The sequence below is a fragment of the Acinetobacter sp. B-6 genome (genome assembly GCF_056930735.1).
Genome location: NZ_JBXPBY010000068.1, coordinates 1 through 209, shown reverse-complemented (window position 1 = coordinate 209; position 209 = coordinate 1). Strand labels below are relative to the sequence as shown.

The following is a 209-nucleotide window of genomic DNA, read 5'->3' as shown; positions in this document are numbered from 1 at the left end:
GATGGTTCGGTAAGCGTCAGTGGAACGGCTGAGCCAAACAGCAACATTGAAATCCGCTATCCAGATGGCAGCACTGTGACGACGCCTGTGGACAGTTCAGGTAATTATGGACCTGTGACCTCTGCGATCAACCAACCGACAGGTACGGTGAGTGGTACAGTCACCGATGCTTCAGGTAACACTGGACCAAGTACCAGCACCCAATATGT

Annotated in this window: 1 protein-coding gene; it reads left to right on the top strand. The window is 52.2% G+C overall.

Features of this window, described 5'->3' with window-relative positions; translation table 11 throughout:
• A partial coding sequence (locus AC1Z3T_RS21265) for an Ig-like domain-containing protein (RefSeq protein ID WP_483397005.1) occupies positions 1-209 on the top strand: 209 nt, incomplete at both ends.